Source organism: Streptomyces sp. NPDC008121 (assembly GCF_042957155.1).
Classification (GTDB): Bacteria; Actinomycetota; Actinomycetes; order Streptomycetales; family Streptomycetaceae; genus Streptomyces.
This window is the reverse complement of sequence record NZ_JBIBHT010000012.1, coordinates 61,025-86,796: the sequence shown is the minus strand read 5'-3', so window position 1 is coordinate 86,796 and position 25,772 is coordinate 61,025. Positions and strand designations below refer to the sequence as shown.

The 25,772-nt window shown below is 65.0% G+C and carries 10 protein-coding genes and 6 pseudogenes; 8 read left to right on the top strand and 8 right to left on the bottom strand.

Features of this window, described 5'->3' with window-relative positions; genetic code table 11:
- Window positions 1-1,040 precede the first annotated feature (1,040 nt).
- Together ACFZBD_RS31640 and ACFZBD_RS31635 are read right to left on the bottom strand one after the other, a co-directional pair.
- Window positions 1,041-1,586 carry a hypothetical protein gene (locus tag ACFZBD_RS31640; RefSeq protein WP_391146348.1) on the bottom strand — a complete coding sequence of 182 codons (546 nt, stop codon included), beginning with the start codon at window positions 1,584-1,586 and terminating at the stop codon, window positions 1,041-1,043.
- A gap of 1,041 nt (window positions 1,587-2,627) precedes the next feature.
- Complete coding sequence (locus ACFZBD_RS31635; protein WP_391146347.1) at window positions 2,628-3,851, bottom strand: IS701 family transposase; 1,224 nt, start codon at window positions 3,849-3,851, stop codon at window positions 2,628-2,630.
- A 2,650-nt stretch (window positions 3,852-6,501) separates the two neighbouring features.
- On the opposite strand from ACFZBD_RS31635, the gene ACFZBD_RS31630 reads away from it, so the two are divergent.
- From ACFZBD_RS31630 to ACFZBD_RS31620, 3 genes are all read left to right on the top strand, one after another.
- Window positions 6,502-8,112, top strand: coding sequence for a GMC oxidoreductase (locus ACFZBD_RS31630; protein WP_391146345.1), 1,611 nt, complete (start codon window positions 6,502-6,504; stop codon window positions 8,110-8,112).
- A gap of 482 nt (window positions 8,113-8,594) precedes the next feature.
- On the top strand, window positions 8,595-9,098 hold the full coding sequence (locus ACFZBD_RS31625) for a TetR/AcrR family transcriptional regulator (protein WP_391146342.1): 504 nt from the start codon (window positions 8,595-8,597) through the stop codon (window positions 9,096-9,098).
- A 44-nt stretch (window positions 9,099-9,142) separates the two neighbouring features.
- Window positions 9,143-10,087: an EamA family transporter gene (locus ACFZBD_RS31620; RefSeq protein WP_391146341.1), complete on the top strand. Its 945-nt coding sequence runs from the start codon at window positions 9,143-9,145 to the stop codon at window positions 10,085-10,087.
- Between the two features lie 353 nt (window positions 10,088-10,440).
- Here ACFZBD_RS31620 and ACFZBD_RS31615 read toward each other — a convergent pair.
- Window positions 10,441-10,734: pseudogene (locus ACFZBD_RS31615) on the bottom strand (zinc ribbon domain-containing protein); the annotation flags it as partial.
- Between the two features lie 104 nt (window positions 10,735-10,838).
- Between ACFZBD_RS31615 and ACFZBD_RS31610 the strand changes: the two are divergent.
- The 3 genes and pseudogenes from ACFZBD_RS31610 to ACFZBD_RS31600 all read left to right on the top strand — a co-directional run bounded on the left by ACFZBD_RS31610 (window position 10,839) and on the right by ACFZBD_RS31600 (window position 13,853).
- A pseudogene (locus tag ACFZBD_RS31610) lies at window positions 10,839-11,585 on the top strand (transposase family protein).
- A gap of 55 nt (window positions 11,586-11,640) precedes the next feature.
- Entirely contained in the window at window positions 11,641-11,865 is a 225-nt protein-coding gene (locus ACFZBD_RS31605; RefSeq protein ID WP_391146339.1) for a hypothetical protein, read from the top strand.
- A 1,412-nt stretch (window positions 11,866-13,277) separates the two neighbouring features.
- Window positions 13,278-13,853, top strand: coding sequence for a hypothetical protein (locus ACFZBD_RS31600; protein ID WP_391146337.1), 576 nt, complete (start codon window positions 13,278-13,280; stop codon window positions 13,851-13,853).
- Between the two features lie 176 nt (window positions 13,854-14,029).
- Here the strand turns inward: ACFZBD_RS31600 and ACFZBD_RS31595 are convergent.
- A pseudogene (locus ACFZBD_RS31595) lies at window positions 14,030-14,173 on the bottom strand (IS200/IS605 family transposase); the annotation flags it as partial.
- A gap of 156 nt (window positions 14,174-14,329) precedes the next feature.
- Window positions 14,330-14,511 (bottom strand): annotated as a pseudogene (locus tag ACFZBD_RS31590) (IS1380 family transposase); the annotation flags it as partial.
- 1,608 nt (window positions 14,512-16,119) lie between these two features.
- Between ACFZBD_RS31590 and ACFZBD_RS31585 the strand changes: the two are divergent.
- Window positions 16,120-17,664 (top strand): thiol-activated cytolysin family protein, encoded by a 1,545-nt coding sequence (locus ACFZBD_RS31585; RefSeq protein ID WP_391146335.1) that lies wholly within the window; start codon window positions 16,120-16,122, stop codon window positions 17,662-17,664.
- Window positions 17,665-19,266: 1,602 nt separating this feature from the next.
- Here ACFZBD_RS31585 and ACFZBD_RS31580 read toward each other — a convergent pair.
- Window positions 19,267-19,824 carry a hypothetical protein gene (locus ACFZBD_RS31580; RefSeq protein ID WP_391146331.1) on the bottom strand — a complete coding sequence of 186 codons (558 nt, stop codon included), beginning with the start codon at window positions 19,822-19,824 and terminating at the stop codon, window positions 19,267-19,269.
- Between the two features lie 10 nt (window positions 19,825-19,834).
- A pseudogene (locus ACFZBD_RS31575) lies at window positions 19,835-21,114 on the bottom strand (helix-turn-helix domain-containing protein).
- A 67-nt stretch (window positions 21,115-21,181) separates the two neighbouring features.
- Between ACFZBD_RS31575 and ACFZBD_RS31570 the strand changes: the two are divergent.
- Window positions 21,182-21,562 (top strand): annotated as a pseudogene (locus ACFZBD_RS31570) (transposase); the annotation flags it as partial.
- A 1,958-nt stretch (window positions 21,563-23,520) separates the two neighbouring features.
- On the opposite strand, the gene ACFZBD_RS31565 reads toward ACFZBD_RS31570, so the two are convergent.
- A complete protein-coding gene (locus ACFZBD_RS31565) occupies window positions 23,521-24,123 on the bottom strand; it encodes a carbohydrate-binding module family 20 domain-containing protein (protein ID WP_391146361.1) in 603 nt (200 codons plus the stop codon).
- Window positions 24,124-25,772 lie beyond the last annotated feature (1,649 nt).

Genomic DNA, 25,772 nt, shown 5'->3' with positions numbered 1-25,772 from the left:
GGCACCACTCCGCATTGGTCAGATCCCCACGGCCCATCCGGTCATCCTGACCCCAACACCCCCGCAACGTCCGGAGATCCAAGAAACAGTGCCTAGCTGAGCTTCACGGTGAGCCGTAAAGGGCCTTCTTGCCCTGGATCCGGAACCGTGCGGTCGCACGCTGCGTGTGCATTGCGTCCCGGCTCACCCGTGCGCACCCGGGGGCCCAGCGGCCCTGGCACGTCGCGCAGGCAGGGGCTTCACTGGCCTTGCCCGGGAATCGTCGTCGTCGCGATGACCTAATCGCTTTGGCCGGTGCCGGTCAGGAGATGCGCCGTCGTCCGCGTCCGAGTGTTCGAGCCCTAGGTTTCTTGCCGTCCGTCACTAGGCACACAGGCCGCAGCAGCCCGGCCTGGCCATGGGGTGCAGGCGTCGGCGAGCCGGTGGACGGTGTCCCCCGGCGCGGTCGGCCCACCCCCAGCGCGCCGCGGACTGGGAAGCCCAGCCAGGCCCAGAGACGTCCCAGGGCGCCCCGCCGCAGCCAGTGCCCACCGCCCCGTGAAAACGTGACCCGGCCGCCACCGCGCGGGCCCCGCCCTCACCAGTGCCGCCAGCGCCTACCTGGCGAGCAGGTGGACCAACAGCCTCCGCCGCATCCCGTCGGGGGGACGGAACGCGGCAGGACGAACGAGGGCATGGCAGACTCACAAATCACCGAAGCTCCGTTGTCTGCAGGCGGGTTGGTTGCTCACCCGCATCAACGGAGCTTCGGCATGCTGGCTAACACCTTGGTTGACCAGCACATTCACAAGATCGCGGTGACTTGCAGGACCCCCCTAATCAGCCCACTTCGCCCTCCAGCACAGGATGGGCAACTGGGCTGGGGAGGCCGACTTCGTATCGCCGACGGCACCCTGACCGCTATCGGTAGCATCAGAGCGGACGCGCCGAGCCGCTCGCAGAAGCACAAGACGCTCGCTCAAGCAGGTGTCGCGCCGAGACCGAGCCAATCTTTTGCGGCTGCAAAGCTCTCCGCTTTTGCGCCCCTGCGAAGAATACTCCTACTCCCGCAGCTCGAAAACCCACGTGGAGTCGCTGCTTCTCCACTCAGGCGCAACCGGTGCATAAGAGCCGTCTGGGTACACGACAGCGCCGTTTGCGCTTAGGTAGTAGGCTTCACAAACCAGTGCGCCGCCGCCGCTCACTTCGAAAACAACCTTAGAGACGTTGTTTCGGGCAAACCACCAGGTGACATCATAGGTATAGGTAGCACCGGGTCCAACAGTATCCCCAATATGGGGCGCCTGCGTGTCGAAACTGTCACTTGCCCAGGCTTCACGCACCGCAAGAGGCTTGCCCGTGTGGTTGATAACCTCAACCCTGTAGCTGACGTAGGCCGGAGAATAAACCGCCCGGCCTTCAGTCACAGAACTTCCTGTCCCGTCCTGCTGGTGCACAACGGTGCTTCCACCAGCCGAAATTCCGTCCAAGCTCCGTTGCACGGCCAACTCGCTGGCTGTTGCGGTTTGAATTCCGCAAAAGCTCGCCAGAATGACTGCCGACAGAAGCGGCAAAGTCACCGTAATGGCTTTTCTCGATGCACGCACCCTGATCCTCCCCAGCTCCTCGCATCAGCACTGTCAGCCCCTATTAGCGCTGACAGCATAGATGTGCCGACAGCTTTCGGCTCTGCCGGCCACCGCTGCGCCTAATGGCGGCATGCTATTTTGGAAGGCCAGCCGTGTCATCCCGAAAAGAGGGGGCACATTGGAGGGAGATGCAACCCTCTCTTTTCCCTTCATCTTGAGCTTGCGGTTCAGTCCATCACAGGCTGGTCGGCCCTCTTGCTCCTCGTCCGAGCTAATGGTGAAGGTAGTCAGGCGCTTGGAGGTGATGCGGCAGGGCCTCTGATTGTTGGGATGGCGACTGCACTCAACACAGCAGCCTCCGCGGGAGCCTCTATGCCCCGATCCTGACCTCGTGATTGAGGGTGAAAGAGTTCGGCATCCCCGTTATGAATTTTGATAGCTGCAGTTCAGGAGCGTGTGCACGGGTTTGCTGCTAAGGCTGGGCCGGGGGGTCGAACAACGAGGCCTGCCGGATAGTGGGCGATTGTTTACGCTGTGCAAACGCGCCCTCCGGGCTCGAAGACGGGTGCCTCGTGGCGGTTCTGCTGGCACTGGCCGACTGGATGCTGGGATGGCAGCAGGGTGTGAGTTCGAGGGCCTCGTCCTGCCACGACGCGGCCTGCCAGAACGAGGCTGGCCTCGGGTAGTCCTCCGGCGACCCGGCGACAGACTCCGGGAACTGCTTGCGAGCGGGGAGGTACCCCAGCCAGACATATGACTTCAGCAGCTCACGCAGCGGTCCGAGGTCGTCGACCTGCGGGTCGCCGTCGAGCAGGAGGACGGGGTATCGATAGGGCACGGAGGTTCGAATTAGTACTCCAGCAGGATTTTGCTGTCTGACCTGGTCTTTTGCCGGGTGACGGGAGTGTAGCGGGACTTCGGTCATGTGGGGGCGGTCTCAGGGAGACCGCCCCTCGATCGTGCGACAACGCCGCAGGTAGTGACACTGGCGGACGACTGCTTGGCGTCGGCGGCGCCAGTTTGACCAGCTCAGCGCGTGGTGTCGTCCTCGGTGTCCGCTCAGGTGCGGGGGCCGGGCACGACAGGCTGCCAGGAGTCGCCGAATCTCCGCCACTGTGAGCCCGACGGCCCCGGTTGTCCCACCTGTTCCGCCCCTATTTCCCAGGACTGGTGTGCCGTGGCGGCCAGGAAGGCGTGCGCGAGCATTGCGAGGGTGATGTGCCGATACCAGCCCACGTAGCGGCGGACTTCGTACTGGTCCAGGCCGCATTCGTTCTTCGCGGCCTGGAAGCACTCCTCGATCGTCCAGCGGGTCCCGGCGACCCGCACCAGTTCCTGGACGGTGACCTGAAGCGGAGCGTAGGCGAGGTAGTAGGCGATCTCGTCGGGCTTGCTGATGCTGCGGCGGGCCAGTGCCCACCGCATCCGGTGGGGGGCCTCGCCCTGGCAGTCGAACTCGGCGACGGCCGGCAGACGCACTGCCGCCCAGTGGTAGACGCGGGGCCCCCTCGCGCCGTCGCCGCATGAGACCTTCTCCCACGCATCGTCCGGGGTCTGTGCGAACAGAACCTCGATCCGTGAACAGCCCACGCTGCATTGGGACTTGGGGACGGCCAGCACGTAGCCGACGCCCGACTGTTCCAGCAGCCGGCGGAATCGGCTGTCCTGACCGTAGGCGGAATCCGCGGTGACCCAGGCGATGGGCAGAGGCGAGGCGAGGGTCCGCAGCACCAGGTGTCGGGCCAGTTCGCCCCTGGTGGCGAACTCCCGCTCGTCGGGGACCCTTGCGGTGCGGCAGCGTTCCCGGTCCCCGGTCCAGGACTTCGGAATGTAGAGCTCGCGGTCGACCAGGGCCCGGCCGCGGGCGGAGGCGTAGGCGGCGAAGACGCCGATCTGGCAGTTCTCGGTCCGGCCGGCGGTGCCGGAGTACTGGCGCTGGACCCCGGCGGAGGTGGTGCCCTTCTTGATGAACCCGGTGTCGTCGATGATCAGGACGCCGTCGTTCTCGACGAGCTTGTCGGCGACGTATTCCTGCAGGTCGTCGCGGATGTCATCGGGCTCCCACTTCGCTCCGGCGAGGAGGTGCTGCAGGCCGTCGGGCGTGCGGTGGCCGGCCTGTTCGGCCAGTTGCCAGCTGTTCTTGCGGGCCACCGGGGCGAGCAGCCCGCGTACGTAGTCACGCATGCGGCGGCGGAGCTCGACTCGGCCGAAACGGTGCCCGATGGTCAGGAAGAGATCGTCCAGTTCGCGGTCCCACTGCGCGGCAGCATGCTCGGTGATCACCCTCGGAGGCTGCCCCGCCAGTGTCACTACCTGCGGCGTTGTCGCACGATCGAGGGGCGGTCTCCCTGAGACCGCCCCCACACGACCGAAGTCCCGCTACACTCCCGCCACCCGGCGAAAGACCAGGTCAGACAGCAAAATCCTGCTGGAGTACTAGCTCGGCCCCGCGTCAGCTGCTCAAGTCGGGCGCCGGCAAGCTACTCCTTCGAGGGGTAGGTGGTGCAGGCTTCGGCCGCGGGGCGATGTACTCCTGCTGGCTTATCCCTTTCTGCCGTCGCCGCGGCCGCGATGGCAGCTGCTGATCAGATCCGGGAGAGGCAAAGCAAGGCCTCCGCCACCGCAGCCCAGCATCATGCTGTAGCTCTGGACACTTCCAGCCGATCGCTGCGCGGTTAGGGCCCGATTTGCTGCCTGATCGGGTGGGAGGGCGTGGGGTAGGGCATGGAAGGCTGACGGACTAGGGCCGGACCTGGAGAAGACATCTCCGCGGTCCAAAGGTAGCCGTACATGCGTATCAGGGAGCTGAAGTGAATAGGACTGCTGGCAACCGATTTCCACGCTGGGCGCGCTGGGCCGGGCTCGTGACCCTCACGACGCTGGCGGGGGGCTCTGTCCTGACAGCCTTGTCAGCCCCCGCAGCGGCAGACGCTCTGGTCTCGCATACTCGGGTTGCACACGTGACAAAGACAGTGAGTGTTCCTGCAGGTGGTGCAGCCCGTGCAGTGGCGGAGTGCCCTGCGGGCAAAGTCGTCCTGGGAGGAGGCGCCGGGGTTGTAGACGACGGCAGCGGAAACTTCCGTACCACTGTCCAGGAATCACGGCCGGGAACGCTTGACACGGATACATCCCTATGGCTGGCATCTGTCAAAAACTCGGACAGCTCCTCGCACACGGTGAGCATCACAGCAGTATGCGCAGACCAGCCGCGGGGGTACGCGGTCGCAGCGAAGACCGTGAGTGTTCCTGCAGGTGGTGCAGTCCGTGCAGTTGCGGAGTGCCCTGCGGGCAAAGTCGTCCTGGGAGGAGGCGCCGGGGTTGTACGCGAAGGTAGCGGAAACTTCCGTACCACTATCCAGGAATCACGGCCGGGAACGCTTGACACGGATACATCCCTATGGCTGGCATCTGTCAAAAACTCGGACAGCTCCTCGCACACCGTGAGCATCACAGCAGTATGCGCAGACCAGCCGCGGGGGTACACGGTCGCAGCGAAGACCGTGAGTGTTCCTGCAGGTGGTGCAGCCCGTGCAGTTGCGGAGTGCCCTGCGGGCAAAGTCGTCCTGGGAGGAGGCGCCGGGGTTGTACGCGAAGGCAGCGGAAACTTCCGTACCACTATCCAGGAATCACGGCCGGGAACGCTTGACACGGATACCTCCCTATGGCTGGCATCTGTCAAAAACTCGGACAACTCCTCGCACACCGTGAGCATCACAGCAGTATGCGCAGACCTGTCTGATGCTGCTACGACAGCGGCGGACAGCCGAGACTGAGACTTCTTCGCCACGGCGGGTGCTGCCATGCGTGCTGGCTGCCCGGCATGGCACCGGACCGGGCGGGGGCCGGATCACGTGCAAGCGTCTCCCGGCCCGGCCATACCCTCCGACTGATCGCGGACGGGGGAACATCAGACCCAGCGGCTCTCTTGTGCAGGACCACGTGGAACAGGCGCCAGGGTGGGCTGATGAAGTCGGCGAGGTGGGGTTTCGGTGTAGTCGCGTAACCGGCCTTGGCGGGCCTGCCCAGCTGACGGATCTGCTGATTCCGGGATGTCATATTCCTTGGCCAGAGTGCGGGCCAGCCCAGATCGCGGCCATCCTGCCTCGGGCGGTGGGTCTGCTGGGTGCCTCCAACGGACGGCCTCTGCTGGTTCTCAGCGCAACGATCATTCACAGCTCCTGATAGACCGGCGGTCCGCTTGCCATTAGCCGAAGCTAGCAGCGACTGTGACAGGCCCGTCTTTGCTCATCCCCGGCGACTCACTTTTGGGGAGAGCTGCAGCACGGTGGTTCCTGCACGGGCAGGAACCTGCTGGATCTCCGGCCGTGGGGCACATCAGCCTATCGGCAGCGAAATGCAATGAGTTGCCATTAGTACAAAAGGCTCCCCCTTTCGCTCTCTCGGGCTGGCCATACAACACGTTACCTTGACGCTCCACTGGCTCAGCCACCGAAAGGGATCCGATGAGGAGAAGCCTCCGGCGCAGCTGCTGCATCGCCCGTCACATATGCCAAGGGTTTGTGTGGGTTCGCAGCGGAATCCTCCGGAGCGCGGTTCTCTGACGAGAAATGGATTGCCATCCTCACGGAAGCTATGCGCAACCGTTGACTGCACAAATCTGTGGGTGACGTTGCACGCTGGCTAGAGTAGGCGGTGCTCCGATGAAGAGCGGGATGTTCCGCGCGGGGGGTTATCTACCTGCTGGTGCAAATTGTTTCGCACCCCCGACGACATGGGACTGCCTCCGTTGGCGCTCTATGCTCTCCTAGCCGACTCTGCGGTAGCCGAGCAAGCGAGGCGCCGAGAGCGGCGTGCTTGAAAAAAGATCACAGAGGGGCGTCCACAAAGAAGTAGGGACAGGCGAATAGACCCTGCCCTTTACTTCTGTCAGCCTTACCGATTTTTCTTGCAGAAATGAAGGCAGGTTTTTCACATGAATCGTCAGCAATTATCCCGTCGCGGTTTTGTGGGTGCAGGCCTGGCTGCTGCCACGATGATCGCTCACACACCAAGGGCAGCAGCCCAGACAGCACGTCGACTCGGTTCAGAGCGCTACCCGGCAGTGATCGTTGGCAGCGGATATGGTGCGTCCGTGGCAGCTCTTCGGTTGGGTTTGGCGGGCATCCCTACGCTCATTCTGGAGATGGGCAGGGCTTGGGACAAGGCGGCGTCAGATGGCCGGGTCTTCTGCGACATGCAGCACCCCGATGAACGCTCTATGTGGTTTCGAGACCGCACTGAAGCTCCGCTGGCTTCATTTCTCTGGCTCGACGTCGTGAACCGGGATATCACGCCGTACGCAGGGGTCCTGGATCGGGTGCACTTCGACAACATGAGTGTCTTTGTGGGGCGTGGTGTAGGGGGCGGGTCTCTGGTAAATGGCGGCATGGCAGTAACCCCATCCCAGAGCTACTTCAAAGAGATGTTGCCTATGGTAGAGGCTCGGGAAATGTATGAAACCTACTTCCCTCGAGCTAACGCCATGCTAGGGGTGAACCATTTTTCCCCGGAGTTTGTGGAAAGCAGCGACTACTACAAGTTCGCTCGCGTCTCTCGCGATACCGCCGAAAAGGCCGGCCTCAAAACTACATTTGTGCCGAATGTGTACGACCTCGATTACATGAGGCAGGAGCAGGACGGTGCAGTACCTAAGTCAGCCCTGGCGGCGGAAGTTATCTACGGCAATAATTATGGCAAGCGGAGCCTCGACAAGACGTACATAGCTGCTGCCTTGCGCACCGGGTATGTACAGATACTGCCCCTTCACCGAGTCTCTGGCATATCGCAGATCGACGACGGTGACTACCTTCTGTCCGTCGATAGGATATCTGAGTGGGGTCAGGAGATCGAGCACAAGCAGATCTCCTGTGGCAGTCTATTCTTGGGTGCAGGCAGCCTTGGTACTACGGAACTGCTGCTCCGGGCCCGAGAACAAGGCACTCTGCCCGACCTTAGCTCCCGCATCGGCACTGAATGGGGAACTAATGGAAACGTGATGACAGCGCGGGCTAATCACATGTGGCAGCCCACCGGGGCGAGGCAGTCCGCCATCCCGGCAATCGCCATCGACGACTGGAGCAACACGGAAGCGCCAGTATTCGCTGAAATTGCACCCATGCCGACAGGCATGGAAACATTTATTAGCCTATATCTCGCAATCACGAAGAATAGACAAAGGGGAACCTTCACCTACAACCACACGACTGATCGTATGGACCTATCATGGTCACGCGATCAAAATGCCGCCTCCGTGGCAGCGGCCAAGAACCTGTTTGACAGAATCAACAGGGCAAATCATACCGTCTATCGGCATGACCTCTTCGGCGCAAACAGGGCCTTCGCTGATGACTTTTGCTACCATCCGCTGGGCGGCTGCACCCTCGGTCAAGCGACTGATTCATTCGGCCGCATCAAGGGGTACTCAAAGATTTACGCGGTGGACGGCTCCTTGATTCCGGGGTCCATTGGGGTAAACCCCTTCGTTACGATCACTGCCCTCGCTGAGCGCAACCTCGAACGCATCATCTCTCAGGATTTGCTCTGACCAAGGGAAAGGAAAGCCGATCACAGTCCCACAGAGAGACAAGGATGGGACAGCGCGAATTTCGGGTCGGCAAGGGCCGTGAGCACGGCGGCCGCCCCGTGGAGCCGGGCCGGCACCGATACGAGGGCACCGTGGCGCACGGCCTGGCGCATTACCGCAGATGATCAGGCAGGCAGCACATCTCGTGCTCGACACCGTCCACGCTCTGCCAGCGCAGGAAGCGGTCTCCGCTCGCAAAGTCACCTTGCCCCTGATGAGGTCCTGAAGGCTGCAGCCGTGTCGCCGAGCGAGGGCACCACGAGGGTGGCGCCCGGGCAGGAGCAGGCATGGCATGCCCTCAGCTCCGGGCGGAGCACATTCTTGCCGGACTCCATTTCAGCATCATCGAGCTGATCCCCCGTCATCGCTTTCCGATGGTCGCGATCCCGCCGATGCGCTCTGTAGACCTACCTGCGAATTGGACTGTGATGAGTGCGACGGCTGTGAGCACAGCATGGAACGGGCGGCGGTGTCACGCCCGCCAACGGTTGCTGGAGGCGGCGACCCGCCGGCTCTGCTCGGGCGGGGTCGCTGCGACCGGCACCGACACCATCACCGCCGGGGCGGGCGTGGCGAAGATGAACCTCTTCAAGGCCGCCCCGGTCCGCGCCTATCTGGACGCCCGGCACGAGGAGTGGCTCGGCCCTCTACCAGGCCCGGCTGGAGTTGGCGGCCGCTCCGCGGGGGGTGCTGCCCGTCTTCGACGCCTTCGCCGATCACGCGGTTTCCGCCTGCGAGGCCGCGGCCTGCTCAACGCCGCCGCCCGGCCCCCGGTCGGCGAAGAGGGCCGGGCCGTGGTCCGCGCCGCCCACAAGGTGGAGAGCGAGCGGCTGACGGCCGACCACCTGGAGCAGCTCATGCCCGACCGTCCCGATGAGGCGCACGGGGCCGCCAGGCACCTGCCCTCCCCCTGCAGGCACCCTGCGGCCTTGCTGGACCGACTGTGAGCACCGCCGACCGCAGCCGGTCCGCGGGCGTCGGGGCCCTGTGTGTGCTCGCAGCTTCCATCCTGTGGGGTACAACAGGCACTGCCGCCACCCTCGCGCCCGACGTAGGCCCGCTCGCGATCGGAGCTGCCGCGATGGGCCTCGGCGGACTGCTCCAGGCCCTCATAGCGGCCCCGCAGATCAGCCGTCACGAAATCCGGCTCCGCGACCAGCGTGGCGCGGTCCTGCTCGGCGCCGCCTCAGTGACGGTCTTCCCCCTGGCGTTCTACAGCTCCATGCACCTGGCCGGAGTCGCCGTCGGCACGGTCGTGTCGATCGGCACCGCCCCACTGGCCTGCGCGCTGATCGAACGCGTCGTGGACGGCCACCGGCTCACGCGCCGCTGGATGCTCGCGGCCGCGCTCGGCCTGCTAGGCACCATCCTGCTCTGCGTCGCCGAGGCCGCCCACGCGACCGATGGCACAGGGCAGGGGTCCGTGGCGACCACGCTGCTTGGCATCGTCCTCGGCCTCGTCGCCGCTGCCACGTACGCCCTCTACTCCTGGGCCGCGCACCGGCTCATCACCCGCCAGGTCCCCACACGGGCGGCGATGGGTGCCGTTTTCGGACTCGGGGGCCTGCTCCTCCTGCCCGTCCTCCTCGCCACGGGCGCCCCGCTCGCCGCGTCCTGGTCCAACGCCGCCGTCGGCGCATACATGGCCCTTGTCCCCATGTTCACCGGATACTTCCTCTTCGGCTGGGGCCTCACTCACGTATCTGCCAGCACCGCCACCACCCTGTCCCTCCTCGAACCGGCCGTCGCCGCCCTCCTCGCCGTCCTGGTCGTTGGGGAACGCCTGTCCGCCGCGGGATGGTTGGGTATCGGCCTCGTCATCGCCTGTCTCGCCGTACTCACCGCCCCCACTCCCATCCTCCGCTATTCACGCCTGCAGCAGCGCAATACTGTGGCCTCCGGCAGGGAGGCCAGGGCTACCAGCCACGCTGACTGACCGTCGGCCGTCGCGACCCACTGTCCGGCGTCGTCGTCGTGGGGACGGTCGGGCCCCGCACAGGACGCAGACCTCGGCCGGGGCCGCCGCTGGCCTTTATGTCTGAGCAGGTTGATGTGGCGGGTCTTGAGCGGGGGGAGCCGGGCGACGTCCAGACGTCCATCGAATTGTGGTGTGCGTGCGCGCGGCCGGAGCGGCGAGCCAGGGCGAAGGGGACGGGTTGATCAGCGGCTTAGACTCGCGGCCGGGGCGCCGGTCGCGGTGTTCTTCCAGGAGCTGCTCCCAGCTGGGACGGCGGCGGCGACCGTCCGTCCCTGCAGTGGGTCTCCTCCCCGCTCCTCAAGGAGGAATTTCTAGTTGGCGCTGCGACGGCCCGCCCGGCCTGTAGGACCTTCAGCGCCCACGGTGTCGGCGTGCGCCTGGTGGCCGCACGAGACGCAGTGGAACCTTTCCTCTGTGGGCCGGTTCTCCGCTGAGATGTGCCCGCATGGTGGGGCAGGTCCGGGAGGTGTTGCGGGGGTCCACGGCGATCACTTCCCGGCCGGCGCTTTCAGCCTTGCTGGCAAGGACCGTGAGGAACACCCCCGTCCGTCGTCGGCTATCGAGCGGTTCAGCCCGGCCTTGGCGGCGGCGTTGTTGGGCATGAACCTTTTCCAACCTGCTTCCGGGATACCGCAGTGGCTGACAACGTGGTGAAGCCCCTGGTAGATGGGTTTTCGACCAAGAGAACCGGCTCCACCAGAGGCTTCACATGCTTGTCTGCCCGTCGGGTGTCGACGTGTCCAGGTCCGCCCTACGTTTCCTCGCGCAACAGTTGCGGCGCCACCGCCGCGCGATCGGCTCCCGGTGGCGGCGCCTGACCGCCGGCCGCCAGGCCCTGCTCACCCTGGCCATCTGCGGATGGGACACACCTATGCCCAGCTCGCTGCCGGGTTCGGCATCGGCACCACGACGGGCTACCGCGCACCGAGACGGCCGGGCTCCTGGCCGCCCTCGCCCCGAGTCTGGACGACGCGGTGCGGGCCGCGTCGACGAAGGCGTATCTGATTCTGGACGGCACTCTCCCGCCGATCGACCGCGTCGCCGCGGACCGGCCGTCTGCTCCGGCAAGCACAAGAAGCATGGGATGAACGTGCAGGTCATCGCCGACTCCTTCGGCCGGCTGCTGTGGGCCCCACCGGCCCTGCCCGGGGCCGTCCACGACATTCGCGCGGCCCGCGAGCACGGCATCGCCGAGGTCGGCATCCGGCGCTGGGCCGACAAGGGCTACCGAGGTGCCGACGGCACGGTCCGCATCCCGCTCTGGTGACGCTGGGAGACCCTCTCCGCAGGCCAGCAGGCGGTCAACCGGTCCCACGCAAAGATCCGGGCCCTGGCCGAGCAGGCCGTCGCCACCCTCACGTCCTGGCGACTCCTCCGCAAACTGCGGTGCTCGACCATCCGGATCACCAGCCTCCTCCAGGCCGTCCTCACCCTGCATCTGACCAGCTCAAAGTGAGGTTGAAAAATTCTCCGTGGCTTCCGGATCGGGCTTGGGGCGGGGTGCCTTGAGCATGCTGCCGATCTTCTTCGTGCGCGATGAGATCACGCGCGCGTACGAGGTCAAGGGCGGTCCTGTGCGCGTGATCCAGACGCTCGTGGCGCACCTTACGGTGCAGGGCCGCGCCTCTCTCAACGGCACGGGGTGGCTGGCAGTGCGCTTGTCCCGGCGCAATCGGGGAAACCAGGCGAGAGCCTGCTGTGCGGCGGCGAGCCGGCGGGCGGCACGTCGGCCGTGACGCGGGCTGGGAACGAACCCGCCACCCGAGTCGGCGAGGAGGTTGGCGATGCCCGTGTCGATACCGACCGCGGACCCGGCAGCGGGCTGCGGGCAGCGGCTACGCCTGCGCAGCCGTGAGAACCACATACCAGCGCTTGCCTTCGCGCTTGACCGAAACGGTCCTGACCTTGCCGGCCACCGGCCGGTGCTGGTGGAACCTGACATGCCGACACCCTGGAATCGAACCCGGGTGACGGGGTCGTGCGGGGCGGCATCCCACCAGCAGCCATGCCGTTCCTGGGGAAGTCGACCGTGCCCGGACCAGTTCTGCCCGCGAGAACGCGGGGAGCCCCGGGTGTCGCCGGACTAGATCCGGCGGAAGAACGCGGCGAACGCCTTGTCCAGTCGGCGCAAGGTCGCCTGCTGGGAGCAGAACGACCAGCGGCCCTGACGGATGCGGACACCCAGGGCAACCCTCCGGAGCTCGGACCAGAAGGTCCTGCCGCTCCTGCACGGTTGGCTCGCGGAACCGCTTCCGGGCCGCCAACGACCGGGCGCCCGGCGGGGACGGCGCCAGCTTTCCCACGGCCGCCCGCGACCTGCCTACGAACCATTCCCCCACGCCCCTCGGCCCCTCACCCCGCTCACCAGTAAAAACGCCAGAAGAATCGAACTTCGCCAGTGTCCTGCCAGGCTGGGCTGCCGCCTTCACTCAAACCGGCGATCCTAAAACAAGATCGAGAGGACGCGTAAGAGATCTGCAGCCCCATAGCCGGAAACCCCGCACTTTTGGCGCAATACAGCAAGCGATATCAATGATCAATCGGATGGCCGAGCGGGACGAAACCATGCAGCTTCGGTCTAAAAACTTGATCGTCAGAGCTGGCTGAAAGAATTCCTGGACCTTTCAGCTCCCATCCGGCATCCTCCCGGTCAGGAGGTCTCTATGAGACGCAAACTTGTCCGCCCTTCAACCTCGAAGCGCACAACCAGCACTCTCTCAGTTCTAGCGCTACTGCTCGCCGCCACTGCGACCGCAAACGTGACTGCGGCTAGCCCCGCGTCCGCAGCATGCCACGGAGTACGCACGGCCAGCACGCTAAATGGCGCTTCAGCAGAGACACATACAGATACTTGCGCCATGTGGGGCCGCTCCATCGCCAGACACGGCCGCATATATCGCGACTCCGGGTGGTGGCCGAACCACTCGTACGCTACGGCTTTTGACTACCAAGGCGCCGCTGCAGAAGCGAGCTATCAACTCTCCACTCGCTAGAGGCACTGCCCCACCTAGCAGAAGCGTCCGGTGGGCCGAGCTATATACCAGCTCAGCCCACCGGCCCGCTGCCGACTCATCACCCGTGCGTAGGAGTCACCGCCATGCGAGAACGTACACTCAAGCGGCATGTGCTAGGGGCCTTCTTTTTCGCCGTGTCCATCACTGCATGCTCTTCTACTTCTGCACCCACCCCCCACGCTGCCGGGATTCCACCCGCACTTCATGCGCAACTGAGAAGAGGCCTTGAGCAGTCCTCGTCGGACTTTGAACGCCGAGTCTTCGCGGATGCCATCAAGAGAGGCGGCATAACACAGAAGCAATATGACCAGGCCTTCGCTATGTACCGGAAATGCGTCAGCACTGCCGGCGTAGAGGAAGTCTATCAGCGAATGCCGAGCGGCATATACCGCGTTATTTCAAATTCAGCCGAGACCGCGAGCCAGATAAAGACAGCCGAGAAAATTGTAAGGTCGTGCGCTGACGGATCTACAATGCGCATTGAAGCTGTATACCGGATGCAACTTTTCAATCCGACCGGGGAAAAGGATCTTCTTAAGCTTGCAGTGCAATGCCTTATCAAGGAAAAGGTGGTAACTCCGGGCTATACCGCAGAGCAACTCAGAAGGGAGCTGCGGCGCATCGGATCCGAACCTGCCGAGAACGAGGCAGACCGCGTGCGAACGGGTAAGGCCGTCGAATGCCTCTACAATTTTGGATTCGCCGTTTAGGTATCCGCTTGAGGAACGACCAGCGAGCGGGGCGCACAACCGCCTGTACAAGATCTCTCGGCGGAGGCTAGTGCTGCACTCCACTAAACCTCAGGCCAAGACGCTGACGGAGAGCTGCTCTACCACAGCCGGCGGAGCAGATGGCCAGGCCAGTAAGACAGCAAGTGACCCGCAGGTCACAGCGGACGCTCAATGTGCTGGCGGGCGACCGACAGCGGGGCCCCGCCGGCCGACCCGGCGAAGTACGAGCCCGCCCGCAGCCGTTGCGCCCGCCAGTAGTGCGGGACTAGTTCCGGGTACTCCTGGCGGAGCCTGCGTGAGCTGACGCCCTTACCCTTAGCCTCGCCGTTTCAGTTGGGTTTGCTGGGCGGCTGAGCGAGGTTGTTTGAGGCCGTGTCGGCCGGGGGCATGGTGAGGGCGCCACGGGATCGGGTTCTCCGAGGTCCTTCGGGCGAGGGTGGGGCGGGGACGGCGAGTCAGCTTGCGGTGCGGGGCAGTGCTGTCAGGCGGTGGAACGCGGCTGCGCGTTCATGCCGCCAGGGCCATGTCGCCGATATCCGCAGGTGGAGGCGGCGGCCGCCCCGGGTGATGCGGGCGGCGACGTGCAGGATCCGGTAGCGGAGTTTCTTGGGTTCGGCGTGGCGAGTTCGCCGTGAAGGCCGGGTTTGCCGTCTGGTCGCCACGCCGGAAGCAGCGGGAGCCTGGTACCAGGCAGTGGCCAGCTTGTCGCGGTGGACGGCACCGTCTTCAATGTCCCGGACACTGACGTCAACGGAGAGTCTTTCGGGCGGCCGGGTTCGGGGCGGGTCAGCAGCGCAGTGCGTATCCGCAGGTCAGTGTGGGCGCGCTGGTGGAATGCGGGACGCACGCGGTTTTCGCTGAGGTCACAAGTCCGCTGTCGGAGCGTGAACAGCAGCTGATCCCGGATCTGCTCGGCCGACTCGAGCCGGGAATGCTGCTGATGCCGACCGGGGGATCAACGGATTTAAAGCTGTGGCAGGCAGCGTCACGGGTGCGGAGCTGTTGTGGCGCGTCTGCAAGAACACCATCGTGCCGGTCCTCAAGTCCGTCGGCGACGGCTCTTTCCCTCCGGGACGCGGCCGCGGGTGACTGCGAACGCCGTGACCCGGTCCGGGTCCGTGTCATCGAGTACCGGCTCGAGGGCACTGTCTTCCATGGCTGGTCACCACCATTTGCGACCCCGGCCGGGCGCTCGCCGTCGACTTCGCCGCCCGCCGCCACCCGCGGTGGAGACCGAGAACACCTTGGACGAGATCAAAGCTCATCAGGGCGGCCGCCGGCTCGTCCTGCGCTCGCAGTATCCCGACGGGGTCAAGCAACATCAGGCCGGCCTCGACCCGACCGGATCTCCCTCACCCGCACCCTCAACGCCGCCCGCCTCCCCGTCACCGGACAGGCGGCTTTTTCCCCCTCACGACTCAGCCGTGCTCATCACCACGCTGCCCGTGAGCTGCTCGAACGACTTCTGCCACCCCGCAGTCAACGCTCCAACCCCCGTGTCATTAAACCGGCACCTAAAGCACCTCCGTCGTCGCAACCCGCCCCGCCACCGACTCCAACCCTCACGCTGGTGCCACCCACCGAACCAAACAGCAGACGCCTGAAAAAGCCCTAATTCACCCGTATTAGATTTAGTCTCTCTATTTCAGGCGCATCGCACGAGATGTCTGCGCGAGAACCACCCTGCGTAAGCGAGCTCACTGCGCAGGGCTCTGGAGCAGTACGGCGCAGCCCCCGGACCGGCCCCGACCGCTGTCTGAGCTGGTCCGTTCCGGCATGTGTCCAGCGTGCTGGTGCTCGGACTCAGGGCCGCAGATTTTGCAATAGCCCTAAAGAGTCACCTGTTCTTGCGCAATACGTCGGCCGATCGGAGGGTGCTCGGTACCGTTTCCATGTGGTTCAGTGGTGCGTCATGGATAGCCAAATGGAGAGGGAGATGGTGCGATCCGCGCCCCGGGATGCCCAACAGAGCTGAGCTCTATGAATATTCGCTTTCCCGCTTGGGGACGGTCTCGGTTGCGTCTGACGATATAGGGACATAGGGCGACAGGAATCTGGAACCTTCGCTGCTCCATCACCGGGGAGAGGCTCCGGAATGAGCATGTGGCGCATGCGCAGCCGGAAATCAATTTCCCCTGGCAGAAATTGAGCGGTACCGCGACCATGCATTCGGGGCACCAGTTCGGGCTAACCATAATCGCGGAGTCTCATTTCAGCACCTCCAGCCGAGCTTCGATTACAGGAAGTGAAGGTAATTGCATTGAATGGCACTACCGTGCGGGCGCTTGGCGCAACCACCGCTCTCGTTTTGGGCAGTACGCTATTTTCCGCTGCCCCGTCATACGCGTCAGGCGGGACGAATGCGGCGGTCAGTGACTATCTTTACGGCCTGAAATATGACAAGGAGCAGCTGCTTGCATATCAGGGTGAAACAGTAAGCAATATTCCCCCGACGCAAACAGAAGAGAAGAATGGGCAGTTTATAGTCGTCAGTAAGGAAAAGAAGGCACTCTCCAGCCCCTCGGTGGACATAGCTGTAACTGCCAGTGACGACAGAACGTTTCCGGGAGCGGTACTCCAGGCGAATGCGGGATTGATGGAGAACAACCCGACACTGATTTCCGCGCGACGGTCGCCTGCCGTGTTGAGCGTAGACTTGCCGGGGATGTCAAATGGCGACAACTCAATAGTCGTGACGCAGCCGTCCACTAGCTCGGTGAGGTCGGGTATCAATACCTTGCTCGACCGCTGGAACAGTCAGTATTCGCTGACATATCCGAACATACCTGCTAAAATTCAGTACAGTGAAAGCATGGCGTATAGCCTCTCTCAGCTCAAGGTCAACTTCGGCCTATCCTTTGAGAAGGTGGCTAAACCCCTTGACATCAATTTTTCTGCGGTATCTTCCGGGGATAAACAAATACAGATCGTAAACTTCAAGCAGATCTACTATACTGTCAGCATGGATGCGCCCGAGAATCCAGGTGACGTCTTTGCTTCTGAGGTTACTCCGCAAGACCTGCAGTCTCGCGGTGTCTCTGATAGCACTCCCCCAGTGTACGTGTCGAATGTCGCGTATGGGCGTTCCATGTACATAAAGCTAGAAACCAGCAGCAAGAGTGACAAGGTGACGGCCGCCTTCTCTGCAGCGATTAAAGGGGTCGATGTCCGCGCAAACGCGGAGCTTCAGCACATCCTAGACGACACCTCTTTTACTGCAGTCATACTGGGCGGCAACGCGGGGCTGGCAACTACCATTGTAGGCGCTAAGCCCGACGGGACCCCGGGCCCCGGCATCGGGCAGCTCGACGATATTATTCAAGAGGGTGCTCTGTACGGGAAACTAAGCCCGGGTGTACCGATCTCCTACTCCACCTCATTCCTCAAAGACAACACGCCTGCGGTATCGATCAATTCGTCAGAATACATCCAAACAAAAGCCACCGCTTTCAACAATGGATCCATAAATCTGGACCACTCAGGCGCGTACGTGGCTCGATTTCAGATCCATTGGGATGAACTCGGTTACGATAGCAGTGGCCAGCCGGTTATGGTTGCAAAGTCCTGGGACGGAAACAATCAGGATAGAACCGCCCATTTCAGCACCACCATACCCCTCAAGGGAAACGCCCGGAACCTGCGGATACAAGCAATCGAGGCAACGGGCCTGGCCTGGGAGCCATGGCGGACCGTCTATTACCGCGAGAATCTTCCTTTGGTGGGGAGCCGAACAATTAAGATTGGCGGCACCACCTTGCACCCAAGCGTCTCAGAGGAGATCACTAACTAGGCCCGGCTAGGCATGTGCGCGCGGTCCGCCGGGCATCCGGCGGACCGCGCCCGTGCGCTGTCTCTGTTCTCTGAGGGCATCGCGCTGCCGGGGCGTGCCTGCTCTGCTGCATTCCCGTCGGCGGCGGGTCCGGTGCTCAAGAGAGCTCCCAGGGGCCCTCGGGCGGCGAGTGCGCCGACTGGGCAGGTCTACTTTATGTCCAGAATGACGGTGCTGCTGCCGGGTGACGCCTGCTCGGCTGAGCAACGGAAGAGGCCGTATTCGGCTCCGTAGGGCTGGCCGTCCTTGCTGAAGTTGCACTGGGTTCCTGCATCGCCTGTCTGGATATCGAGGAAGAGGCCCCTGTACGCCCGGCACTTCGTAGGCGACCCCGCTGCAGCCCGGAGGACGGGCGGCAGGACCGCATTCCAGGCGTCGCTCTGTACGAGGGTGCCTCTGGGCTTTGGAGGCTGGTCGCCCCACGAGCCGCCGGGTGGCCTGCGCCGGATGGGGCAATCGGGGGGCCCGGCCCTCGCCAGCACCCCTCCGTCTCACGGTGTCCGCCGACCAGCGGATGCACGGACACGCATAAGCCAGCCGTCCGGCGCCGACCGCCGCCTGGGCACAGGCGGCTCACAACGCGGCAATCCGGCACCCGGAGACCAGCCGGGCCGCCGAGCGGCCCGGCGCTACAGCAGCCCGGATATCCGCCGGGCGGGCCTGATGAGAAAGGCCCGCAGCATCCGGGCGCGCCCTGGTGCAGGCAGCGGGATTTCCTGGTCCGTGAGAGAGCCCGGCAGAGGGCCCGCGGCCAGGGAGCGGTCCTGCGGCTCGAGCGGCTCGCGAAGGCATGGCTGCCCCCTGAACGGCTGCGGTCCGCAAGGGCATGTACCGCGCGGAGAACCTCCCGGATTCAAGGAAGCTGCGCGCGGAGCACCGCTCCGGCGGCCGCAGGTCCGCGGAGCCGACGCCGCCGGGCGGCTTCCCGCAGCACCGGCCGGATGCCGTGGGGGAAACGGAGAATTACATGAGCGAACGCCGCCCCCGAAAGGAGGATGGGACCGCAAGACGGGCAGGTGGCAGTCAGCTGAAGGCGCCGGCGCCGCCCTGAACGAGCGGCCCGTGTGACGCTCCGAAGCCCTATATAAGGAATCCAGCATGCGTTTCTAGCTTTCCACTCTGTTACGTCTGGCAGCCCGGCGCGGGAACGGCCAGGCAGGCCGTCCCTGCGCCGTCCCCCGGCAAGGCCCGGCCGCGCAGGACCGTGCGCACCCTGCTGCCCGCCCTGGCGCTCGCCGTGCTCGGCGCCGCTTCCACAGCCACCGCTGCCCCCGCGGATGGCCTGCCTCGAAGGGGTAGTCCCGCATCAGGAGCTGGATCTCGCGGTCCCACACTTCCGGCGTGACGTAGGCCCGGGGGTCGCGGAACTCGGGGCCGGGGGCGGCCTGCGGTTCGGTGGCGAGCATGGTCATGGTCGTGCTCCTCTCGATGGGCATGCCGAGTGGTGCGGGCGGGGCAGGCCCGGCCGTACGGAGAACGGGGGATCTCCGTACGGCCGGGCCCGTCCCTTATCGCCGGCCACCTGTCCGTTGGGCAGAGCGGCGCGCTTGAGGGGCCGGGCGGTCAGCCCATGCCGGGATCGGCCAGCGGCGGCCAGGAGTAGCGGACCGTGGTGGCGCGGGCCTTGAGCCAGGCGATCTCACGCGCTCTGAACTCGTGGGAGTGCTCCGGCGAGATCGCGGCGGGCCACCGGACGATCACCGTGGCGACCCTGCCCGTCTCGGCAAGCTCCCGGACGCGCAGCCAGCCCGCACGCTGCTGGGGGTCAGGCTCGCCGAACGGATCGGTGATGCTCTCCACGAGGTCCAGGCGGTGAAGGGCGGCGAAGGCCAGGCCCTCTTCCTCGGCCCGCTCGATCGGGAGCGCGGGCTGGATCCGGCGGCTGCGTTCGGCGCACACGTAGAGCGCCGCGGCCTTCGCGGCGGCGGGAGGCCGCAGCCGTGTGAGCGGGGCAGTCCGGCCGGCTCCGCCGCCCTGCAGGGTCAGCTGGTAGGCGGCGGTGCCGGTGTCCTCGGGTAACGCGGTCACGACGCCGAGCCGGCCGGGGCCGGTGTCGTGCGCGAGGTCTCCGCGCTGCGGCTGCCAGGCCGTCGCGGTGGCGTTCTCTGTCCCTCGGTCCATGTCCCGGAGGCTAGGACCAGGCCCGGGGGGCGAATATGAATCGGGAGAACAGGTCCTGGTCATCGAGGTGAAACCGGCTCGTCATCCCGCGCAACTGCTGTCGTGTGGCGGCCCGTTCGGCATAGACGATCTTGCGCAGGGTGGCCCGCGCTGTGGGGTGGTTGCGGACGAGCTGAGGGGCCAGGTTCTCGGCCGTGCGGAGTTCGGCCAGGGCCCGGTGCCGGTCGCCGTCCCTCAGATAGGCCCGGGCGGGGTCCATGCGGTGGTGGCCCTGGCGGGAGTGGGGCAGGGCCGCGATCTGGCTGGGGTCGGCCTGATGGTTCAGGTGAAGAGCCCGGCGCTGGTCGCTCATCTCCAGAGCGACGTTGATGCCGTGGATCGTGACGTTGCCGGAGGAGAAGGTGAGCGAGTGCCGGTCGTCGAACGGCTCGCCGGCGGCCCGCTCGGCGCGGCCGGCAGCCTGACGTGCGGGGGCGATGCGGTGCTCGGTCTCGGCCGTGTTGTTCGCGCGGGCGGCGGACACGGCCGCCCTGAGCTGCAGACTCCCCCACGCCCGCAGAGCTCGCGGCTCTCCCCGGTCGTACTCGTCCTTCCCGGCGGGGGCCTTGTCCGCGAGGGAGAGCGCGTCGGTCCAGTCCGCGGTGGCCCACATGTCCCAGATGCGCATCCAGTCGGCAACGGCCGGAAGGACGGGGTCGCCGGACAGTCGGGAGGCCCAGGCGGCCCATTCGCACGCGGTCGCGACCAGCTCGGGGTGGCCGAGCGCATGCGCGCTGGTGTGGGCGAACTTGCAGCACACGGCGTAGATACCGAGGCCTCTTCCCGCTCATGCCCGCGCGCCCGGTCAGCCAGGGCGTGGGCCTCGCGCAGCAGGTCCGGCAGGCTGCGGAGGATCGCCACGTTCGCGGCCGCGTCACGCAGCCGGTGAAGACGCGTCATATCCGCCCACAGCGCGCCCAAAGAGCGAGGGACGCCGGCGAACACAGGCGTGAGGTCGTACCGGCGCAGTTCACGCAGGATCGACGCCGCGGCCGGCCGCCACTGCTCGTCACTCGCACTGCCCAGATAGGGACGGGAGATGAGGTCGTTGGGGTGGCAGTGCAGCGCGGAAGCGATCATGTTGATCAACCCGGCCCGGTCCAGCTCGATCCGGCCCCGCTCCACCTTCGACACCCAGCCCTGAGACTTGCGAATCGCCTCACCCAAATCGGCCTGGGCCATGCCGAGACCGAGTCGACGCCGTTTGATCCGGCGGCCGATGGCCTCCTGTTCCTCCAGCTCGTACGCCATAGACCGAACGGTACCGGCGGCCAGACGCCGCAGCTCCTTCTCCGCCAAAAGGAGCACGATCCTGCCCGCGACCGTCGAGGCCTTCGAGTCCCACCCGGACGCCGAGATCATCACCAGCTTCCCCGGTCTCGGCTCCCTCACGGGCACCCGCGTGCTGACCGAGATCGGAGACGACAGGTCGCGCTTCGCCGTCGCCTAAGGCCTCATGGCCTTCGCCGGAGCCGCCCCGGTCACCAGGACCTCCGGCAAACACCTCGCCGTCATGGCCCGCAGGGTCAAGAACCAGAGACTCGCCGCTGCCGGCTACGTCTGGGCCTGCTCCGCCCTGACCGATTCACCAGGAGCCCGCGCTCACGACGACCGCCGCCGTGAAGCCGGCGACCGTCACACAGCAGCCCAGCGCAACCTGCACAACCAACTCCTGGCCTGCCTGCATCAGTGCCTCAGTCAACCGCATCTCCGCCTTTCCCACGCCGGTCCCGGCGCTACAGGCCATAGCTTGACGAGCAAAACGCATCGGATGTCTAACAGCGGCCTGTTCGCACTTCCTAATCGGCGGCCGAGCCGTCGTGGGGCGCGCCGGACGGCGAAGCCGGCAGAGCGACGAGACGGCAGCCGCCTGATAGCCACACCCAGCGCCCATGGGCGCCCTCACTTTACGAATGGGAGGTCCAGCCCGAACAAGGAGGTAGAGCCGCCTGAGGCGGGGAGGAGTTGGTGACGCCCATGTCGATGCCGACCGCGGAGCCGGTCACAGGCAGCGACTCGGGGGCAGCCTGTTCGGCAGTCAGGACGACAAACCACTTACGGCCTTCGCGCTTGACCAATTCGCGGAAGCCTTCCAGGACCACTCTCGGGGCAGCATCGCCCAATCCGTTTACCCCGATCTTCGCATACGGCCGACACGTCCTCCTCTGTTAGTTCGAGCATCGCACGCAGTTGCCCGCCAAGCTCTGCTATCCGGGGATGCGACTCGCTGGTGAAGTACCAAAGCGCCAAGGCGCGCTGGGCTGCGCCCCAATACGCAGGGCTGTTTATTTCGGCCCAGCCCCGCGCCGCCTTCATGTACAGTTCGCACCCTGCGCCCGGTAAACCGCATATGGTGGCTGCGTGTGCCCTAAGTTCAAGAGAGCGCCACCGATATGGGTGGTGCTCGCCATGGGCTTTGGCGATATCACCTTCCAGGCTCGCTGCCAGCCCAAGGCCGACGCGCTCTTGGCCATGGCCGTAGTCCAGTGCCGCACAGATGGCAGCGACCCGAGCGACGTAGGCTGCAGGGGTTTCTTCCGCATCGGGGTCGCGAGTTAGTCCGCGGACCTGGCGTGTTTCGAGAACCTCGCCCTCCGCGGTGACTACGAAGTGGCACCACTGCCCATTCGGTTCGCTCGCCCTAACCAGTACCGCTCGTCGGCGCTGACGGGCCATCCGGCTGACCTGGCGGAGTGCGGCGTCCCGAGTATCAGCGGGCCTATCCCCTCGTACCTCGACGCCGTTGACCCACCCGCGGCCGTCAGCGGCGAGTTCGATTCTTACCCAACGGGTCATGGCCTTCCCTTCCGCGCGCATATGCGCTCCCCCGCATCCCGTTCTGCAATACCGGTTGAGCGCCTCGAGCGGTTCAGTACGTTCACCTCGTCCTGGGCCGAGACCCCGCCGCCAGTTCCAGGCCGCTATTGGCGGTATGTGTCACCCTGCTTCGGAATGGTCCTGACGCACCCCCTCCATGCAGCGAGGAAAGTCCCGGTTCGATGACGACCAGCTGCGCGCAGGTGCAGCCCGATGATGCAGAAGGACGGCATCGCGGGATCACGGCGGGGGTGCAACACTGCCGACCGCCGTTCGCGGTTCAGGGCTAACGGGCTTCCCAGTGCAATGAAGGCCGCGCCGGCCTGCCGGCCCGGTGGCCCTGACGGCACTGGGAGTCCTCGGCACCGGCAGCTGGGCGGCAGCAGGCAGGACCGTCCCGGCGGCTAGGCCGCTGGCGAGACGCCGCTGCGATTAGGGGCGGCCGTGCTGCGTCTTATATTCCGCGTGTCTGCCATATAGGCGAGGGCACCGGGACAGAACTGCGCAGCAGGCCGTAAACAGCACCGACCACGTATTCCGATGTCCGCGTCGCCCCCTGAGACCGGGCCGTCTAACCACCGAGGACCGAGCCCGCTGCTCTTGCGGTAGGCAACTATAGGGACGGCCAAGAGTGCCCGGCCAGTGCATCGAACCCCCGGCGACCTGGGCAGTTCACCTCAAGCAGCCGCAACGCTTTCGGTTCACCACTGCCCAGGTGCCCACCCTTCGTGATCACCGGGACCTTGAACCAGCCCTATGAGTACGGACGGCCAATGCGATGAATGCACCAGGAGGCAGGGCCAGCATGCTTCCACCCGGCCCAAGCAGCGGGCTGCGTGCCTAAGAGCGGACCGCTGCAGGAAGGGCGGCCGCGTGCCCTGGCCCTTCCATCCCATCGTGTGGCGCGCTCGGTGTTGCGCTCTGCGCTCCGCACACTGCCGCGGCCACGACATAGCTAACGGCGGACCCCATACCGATGCCGGAGAAGGTGACCGTCTCGTTCGGTGCCACCATGCGGCAGGAGCTGGCCTCACCCGTATCGTAGAGGATCTGCAAGGAAAGGAGACCGGTGCAGTTATTCGTGGTGCTCACATACCGCCAGCTCCAGGCTACGTACACACAGGAAGGCGCGATTCCTGGTGACGGCTCGTGGGGTGAAAGCCTGAAGGCGTCATGTGTAGTGAAAGCCACCCCTTCTCGCGGTGGCGTTAGCTTGCGATTCTCCCCTTCTTCCCAGCGCACCGAGCCATTAGGGCTCTTGATTAGGTACTTGAAATCGACAGGCTGCCGCGCAGGTAGACTTACAGAGGCCGACCACACCGGGTACTGGGCGGGGTCGAGAGGAACCGCTTTGGATGGGTCCCATGCACCGAGGTCAGGTGCATCACCCACAACGAACACCGTGTCGCCCCATTGCGTCTGCGCCTCAACCGAAAACTGCACCACCGCACGTGGTATGTCAGAGCGGTCAGCCTGCGCCTCATCCGCTGTTGCTGGAGCCACGCAAGACAGGACACCGGCGAGGGCTGCAGCCAGCACGATGAGAGGCCGCCATGTTCTAGGTACACTCACGAATATCCTCGGACTCTATAGATAGAAGAGATTGACTCGCACGAGATGTTGTGGCTTCCAGGCCTGCATCCGCAAGTCGCACTGCTGAAATTCGGCCAATTTGCAGCTTGCGCTGACCTTTGACCGCATGGGCAAGTGCCACGTGGTACCCATCGCACCAAGCTGTGATCGAGGAGCTCGACCTGCATGCGGTCAGGGCCCGTTCAGCTGCGGACGACTCGCGTCATGCTTTCGAAATCTAGTTCGGTTGCTCGTTGAATTATTTGTGCGCGCAGGCTCCGAGGATTTGCTGTCGGAGACGAGCGTGGCCCACCTGGCGGTCCACATTGCACGAAGTCCGCTGCTGCTCTTACGGCGTCTCCTCGGACACCGCATGTAGTAGGGCTTGGTCAGGTTGGTCTTGCCATGGCTATGCCGCGGTGGCAAGTGGGGCAAGCACCGGCCCAGCTGGCGAGGAGGGCGTGCAGTTCGCGGACGACGCGGTAGAAGCTCTGGCCGACGTCCTGTCTTTCGGGTTCTGGCCAGCCGTTGCAACGGAAGGCGTGCGCGGCGGAGACGCCTGGTTCATCGCGCGTAGTCGCGTTCTATGCGCCAGCGGAGAAACTTGAACGGGGGGCTCTGTTCGCCACCTGTCCTGGCGCACTGCTCCTTCCGCATGCTCCGGTGGAGTCAGTGACGATGCTGACCGTCACTCACGAGGGTGACCGTCGGTGCAAGCTACGGCTGTCCCAGCGTGCGGTGGCGGCACGAGCGTCCCTGCGCAGGCAGGGCACCCCATCTGAGAGCGCCGCGGGCTTCGGCATCAAGCGTGCAGACCGCCCGCGCCTGCGTACACGCCGTCGCTCTCCTGGCCGGGAAGGCGGCCCTGGGTCTCCCCCAGGCCCTGCGGCAGGCAGGCGAACCCCTTTGTCCTGCTGGACACAACACCCCCGCAGAGTGCGAGTGCGACCGCGCGGGTTGGTGACAACAAGGGAGGATGCTCGGGCAAACATCGGCATTGACATGGTGGATCAGGTTCCGGGTCCGGTCGCCACCGGTGAACGACGCCTCCGGGATCCGCGCCGTCGACATGTCCTGCACGGACAGCAGCACCATCTGAGCCCGCCGTCACCGACCCGTGCAACGGCGGATGGTCCGCCACGGCCGCCGCCTCTGGTCATCATCGATTTCACGGACCCGAGCCCGCTAGGCCACTCAGCCAGAACGACACATCACCACAGGGCCAACTTTGCTTGACCACGGCTCTAGAGCCTCGCTTTGCTCCTGACCACCTGAGGCACGAGCGATCTGATCGCGAAGGCGGTCGCCGACGCAAAAGCTGGCCGCCGGAGAACGATCAGATGGCCCGGCCGCAGCCGGCCGCGTCGTCCCGTCAAGGCCGTCCGGCAGCCTCGTCGGTTAGCGGCACACTGTCGGGCCGAGAAATTTTAGTGGTGGCAGATCTTGGTTTAGCGACCCCACCCGAGCGAGGATTACGAAACGCACCGGACACGCTCACGCCTCTAAGAGAACGACCGGCG